Source organism: uncultured Lutibacter sp. (assembly GCF_937891065.1).
In the GTDB taxonomy this organism is placed as follows: Bacteria; Bacteroidota; Bacteroidia; order Flavobacteriales; family Flavobacteriaceae; genus Lutibacter.
Genome location: NZ_CALAEQ010000276.1, coordinates 1 through 5,351, shown reverse-complemented (window position 1 = coordinate 5,351; position 5,351 = coordinate 1). Strand labels below are relative to the sequence as shown.

The 5,351-nt window shown below is 32.0% G+C and carries 4 protein-coding genes and 1 pseudogene; 1 reads left to right on the top strand and 4 read right to left on the bottom strand.

Translation table 11 applies throughout. The annotated features are described in order from the left end of the window. Positions 1 to 605: pyridoxal-phosphate dependent enzyme (locus tag Q0352_RS14750; protein ID WP_299528922.1), on the top strand; the 605-nt coding region annotated here is incomplete at its 5' end. Between the two features lie 83 nt (positions 606 to 688). On the opposite strand, the gene Q0352_RS14745 is transcribed toward Q0352_RS14750, so the two are convergent. The 4 genes and pseudogenes from Q0352_RS14745 to Q0352_RS14730 all read right to left on the bottom strand — a co-directional run. Next, positions 689 to 1,975: a DUF445 domain-containing protein gene (locus tag Q0352_RS14745; protein WP_299528919.1), complete on the bottom strand. Its 1,287-nt coding sequence runs from the start codon at positions 1,973 to 1,975 to the stop codon at positions 689 to 691. A gap of 257 nt (positions 1,976 to 2,232) precedes the next feature. Further along, positions 2,233 to 3,570, bottom strand: coding sequence for a porin (locus tag Q0352_RS14740; protein ID WP_299528916.1), 1,338 nt, complete (start codon positions 3,568 to 3,570; stop codon positions 2,233 to 2,235). Positions 3,571 to 3,598: 28 nt separating this feature from the next. After that, complete coding sequence (locus tag Q0352_RS14735) at positions 3,599 to 4,900, bottom strand: glycerophosphodiester phosphodiesterase family protein (RefSeq protein WP_299528913.1); 1,302 nt, start codon at positions 4,898 to 4,900, stop codon at positions 3,599 to 3,601. A gap of 93 nt (positions 4,901 to 4,993) precedes the next feature. Further along, positions 4,994 to 5,351, bottom strand: a pseudogene (locus Q0352_RS14730) (hypothetical protein); the annotation flags it as partial.

Here is a 5,351-nt window from a genome sequence, read left to right as displayed (position 1 = left end):
CTCATCCTTTTCCAATGATGGTTCGTGATTTTCAACGTGTGGTTGGTATTGAAGCAAAAGCTCAGTTTTTTGAAATGACAGGCGAATTACCTGACAATGTAGTTGCTTGTGTTGGTGGTGGTAGTAATGCAATGGGTATTTTTTCAGCATTTTTAGAAGATGAAGAATGTAAATTATTTGGCGTAGAACCAGCAGGTAAATCTTTAGATAAATTAGGTGATCACGCTGCAACTATGACATTAGGCAAACCAGGAATTATTCACGGATTTAAATGTTATACATTACAAGATGAAAATGGTGAACCTGCCCCTGTACATTCTATTGCCAGTGGCTTAGATTATCCTGGTGTTGGCCCTGAACACAGTATGTTAAAAGATATGAATAAGGTAACTTATGATAGTATTACAGATAAAGAATGTATTGATGCCTTTTTTGAATTAAGCAGATTAGAAGGGATTATCCCTGCATTAGAAAGTGCTCATGCAGTGGCGTACGCCATAAAGCTAGCTCAAAAATCTTCTAAAGAATCTATCCTTGTTAATTTAAGCGGTAGAGGTGATAAAGATTTAGATTATGTAGTGAATACTTATGGGATCCCTGAATAAAGAGATTTGCACTATTGTTTATTAAAAAGAGGGCGTTTAAACATTTTAAACACCCTCTTTTTATATATTTAAATTTTAAATTCTCACAAGAACAGTATTCGAATTGCAGCAATTAATACTCCTACAAAACCACCTACAATAGCTCCATTTAGTCTAATAAACTGTAAATCATTTCCAACCTTTTCTTCAATTTGACCAACTAATTCTATGTCATTCAACTTAGATAAACTAAACCTTACCATTTCACCAATTTCATGATGGTATTTACCAACCAACTCACTAATCGTATTTTTTACCCATTTATCAATTTTATTTTGAGCTGTTTTATCAGCTTCTAACTCAACTAATAAGGTATCTATGTTTTCTTTTAGAAAATTTATTAGTGGAGAGTTACCCTCTTTTAGTTGATTTTCAATTGAAACTTTAAAATTAACAAGTATTTTTTGGATAACATTCTCGGTATCAGCATTGTTCACTAAGCCTTTTTGTAAATCATTTATTACTTTTATAGATTCTGGCGCTCCCTTAATTAAACCCTCTGAAAACTCCAATATACTAGCATCAAACTTAGTGCGAAAAGGATGATTTGAGATTCCTTCGGCCTCAGCTACAAAATCAGTGATTGAGTTTATTATTTTATCTACAATTAAATCAGTATTAATAACACCTACTTTTCCTGCCGCCCCAATAAAAAGGCCTTTTAAAAAATCTTCATCTTTATAGGCTTTTAGTTGCTTTTCAACTAAGTTTAGTAAGGTTTGTCTTGTAGCATCATCATTCATTGTTTTATTAGCCGCATTCAGTATCATATCCCACAACTGATTGTGGTCTCCATTTTCTATAGACTTTTTAAGCCAGTCACCCAAAGGAGTAGATAAATCGATATCTTTCAACTGTTCTTTTAAAATTGCTTGAAGCATATGAACAACTTCAGGTCCATCTATATTTGCAGTTAAACGGCTTACTATTTCCTTTAAGAAACGAGTTACCAATACATTGTTTTGCGGCTCTTTTAAAATTTTAATTATATTTTCAGTGATGGGTACATCTGCTATTTTTTCTTTAATTATTACAGGAGACAACCATTTATTTGTAACCAAATCAACAATTCCTTCTGATAACTTGTCTCTACTTCTAACAATAATATTTGTATGTTTTTTTATAATTGGAATGGGGATTTCATAAAACAAAGCACTTACCGCAAACCAATCTGCAAAACCACCTATAGTTGCAGCTTCAAAACCCGATAACAAAATATGCCAATACTCATTTTTTAAATATCCTACATAAATTAATAGTTGAACAATAACCAACCCAACTATTGAGATAATTAATGAATTTCTTCCTATTTGGTTTTTATTGCTATTCATTTTATTATTAGATATAAGCTTTTTTGGAAATTAGCTATTTATAGTTTTCTCCAATAAACTTTTGAGCATTTATTTCATCGCCAATTATTACTGCTTTTGTCATACAATAAATGTACAATTAAAAAATAATGAACAATGATTAATGAGTAAATGTATAGAAATAAAAAGCAATCATTAAAAAATATAAAACCCATAACTTAGATTTTCACCTAAATTATGAGTTATTAAATTCAAATAATTATGTGTACTGGTTCTTATTAAAAATTAACTTGAACTCTTGCATTTAAAATACCAACTTTTTCATCAAGAGGGTGTTTTATATTGTCAACATCCATTACGCTATAGTTTAAACGGAACATAATGTTATCACTTAAATAATAATTAACAGCTGCACTAATAGTCTCTGATTTTCCACCAGCTATACTCTTATTTCCTGCACCTCCTAAAGCTGCACCTTCATCAGCAGGTCCAAAAGAACCGTTGAAGTAAGTACCATCAATATCATTTAAATTTGTATTATCATAACGTACTAAAAACTCATACGAACCCGCTTTTGGTCTATTAATATAAGCTGTTGAAGAATTATATGAATACGTATCTCCTAAAAGAAAACCTGTTTGTACATAGTAAGCTTCAGTAGTAATATCTTTTAATTCTCCATACCAATCTGCATAATCTTGCGGAGTTGTTGGCCAAGCATATGTTACATAATAAAGTGGACCGTCTTTCATAAGGTTAGAAACATAGTCTTCATCTCTTGTAACGTTTGATCTTGTATATTCACCTTGTAAAAGGAACGATTTTGATATAACTAACGTTTGAAAGTTATATTTTGTATCGCTAATTGCGCCTTTAATATCTGCATTTAAAAATAAGTTTTCAGGACCTGCTGTTAAAACAACTTCTCTATTAAAATCGTCATCATTTAAACCTGCACTAAAGCCATTAGCTTCTGGCTTACGGTAAGAAAATGAAGCACCTACTTGTAATGTTAAATTATCATTCACAATTGGCGTGTACGCTAATTTTGTTGTTGAGCTATAACCTTGATCTCCTTTGTTCTGATTGTCAACAGATCCAGCAAATAGACCAGTAGCACCATAAAACTTATCCGTATGATACGTATAACCTAAACCAATACCTCTTCCTATTCCTAAAGCTTGTGTTGTATTTGATGCACCAATAAATCTTAATTCTTTACTAGATGCAGCTGCTTCAATACCAAATGGTTCAAAGAAATTACCAATAGTAAAAACACTTTTTTTAGTATAGTTATATCTTAAAAATGCATCTTTAATACTTAAATCGTCATTTCCAAAACTAACATTAATTTTAGCATCCCATTTATCCCATTTTATGGTTGTACCTAGACGTACATCTGTAATAGAAACTTTAGAACTTAAATCCGTTACATCATCCATATAATGTGTACCATCCATATAGATTCTACCATTAAACTTTACTTGATAATCTTTTTCTGGTGAAGTCAATAGAATTCCACCGTTATCCGATTCTACTGATAATTGATTTTCTTGACCAATAACACTTGTTACTACTAACCCTATAGCTAGTAATGTAAAATATATTTTTTTCATCTTATCTTTTCTTCTAAATGATTTATTACTAATAACCTAACTCGTTTAAAACTTCTTGAGCAGTTTTTCCTTCACCTCTATTATAATACTTTAATGACAAGTCAGTAAGGTTTGTAAACCCACCATCAATAAACATATTCTTGTTTACAACATAATTAAAGTCACCACTAACTTGACGATCTGGATTGTCAAAACGAGATTCTCCACCATAGAAATAATCACCATTATATTTTCTTAATTGGTCTTCTGTATCAAAAGAATACGCATGAACAATCATACCTGCTCTATGATACATTTCATTCATCCAAGGTTCAGATAAATCATCATATTTATTTGGTTTTCCAGCAATTGAAGGTCCAGCAATATGACAGTTATTTTCTACTGAAAAATTAATAAATTCAGCTAAAGACTCAAGCGTATTTCCTGGTCGAACATAGCCTGCACTTTCGTCTAACCAAAGTAACATACATTTAGGTACACCTGGAAGCGTTTGTTCCAATTTAACGATAGACTCTCTTGAAAAAGATTGAAGAATAAAACGTCCGTTTGTATAAGCAACTTTTCCCTCATCTCCTGAAGGAGCTATATTTAACGTTGAAGGACTATTAATATTCCATCCTTTTTCAGATAAAAAATCAGCTAAATCTTGTTCCATTCCTCCAAATAAATATGGTTCTTTTGTTTCAGCATAAATACCAGGACGATTCCCACTATCTAATGGGTCAATTTCCATTTCATAAATCCCGCTCCAGTCTGGACCATCGTTTAATTTAACAGGCTCACCGTTACCATCACGTTTAATGCGGTATCCCTGTGCAAATTTCAACACCTCTTCAAGTGTACATATTTTTTGATTTTTAAATGACTCTCTAGCATTCTCAGGTACATCAACATTAAACCAGCTACCAGCATCTAATGCGCGTAATTCTGTAAGTGTAAATGCGCTAACAGGCAAATCTTCTTTCCCTGGAAGAATACTTTCAATATTTGAGGTACGACGTAAGTTACCATCATGTAAGGCTAAAAGAACACCATCTTTTGTTCTTTGAAGATCAATTTCTAAATAATCTGCACCCATATTACGTGCCCATCTGAAAGCTGCTTCAGTTTCTTCTGGAGCCCAAAAAGTTGAACCTCTATGCGCTATGATTGCGTCTGCTTTTACATAATCTCTTACCAATTTAGCTTCAGCACTTAGTTCTTTAAGTGGAATTTCTTGATAATAATTATACTGATTATAGTCAGGAGTATCATTTTCACATCCTATAAATCCTAAACAGAGTAAAACTAATGTCCCTGCTAAGGCTTTTTTAAAATTCATTTTTTTCATTTAATTTAATTTTAAGTTTAATTATTCAATTTATTAACTGTTTTTAATATTTTCTACTCAATATTTATATCACAATATTCGAATTATCTATTTTTATGCATGAATACCGTTGTGCCCTCTAGTCTCTTGAAGCCATGAAAAACCAATGAGTACAATTGCTATTACACAAGCTCCTAATAGCACCATAAAACCTCCAGACCAGCCCCAAGTATCAACAACAACTCCCATTGCTATATTTGCGAACAAAGCACCTCCTAAATAACCAAATAAACCTGTTAAACCTGCCGCAGTACCTGCCGCTTTTTTAGGAACTAAATCAAGCGCATGAACACCAATTAACATTACAGGACCATAGATTAAGAAACCAATACATATTAAAGCTATTGAGTTAGCCAATATTGAATCACTGGTCCAATACATATATATTGAAACCATGACAAGAAGCATATAA

Excerpts from the sequence above, each read along its gene's own strand:
- Q0352_RS14745 (WP_299528919.1), bottom strand. The coding sequence starts at position 1,975 with ATGAATAGCAATAAAAACCAAATAGGAAGAAATTCATTAATTATCTCA.
- Q0352_RS14740 (WP_299528916.1), bottom strand. The coding sequence starts at position 3,570 with ATGAAAAAAATATATTTTACATTACTAGCTATAGGGTTAGTAGTAACA.
- Q0352_RS14735 (WP_299528913.1), bottom strand. The coding sequence starts at position 4,900 with ATGAAAAAAATGAATTTTAAAAAAGCCTTAGCAGGGACATTAGTTTTA.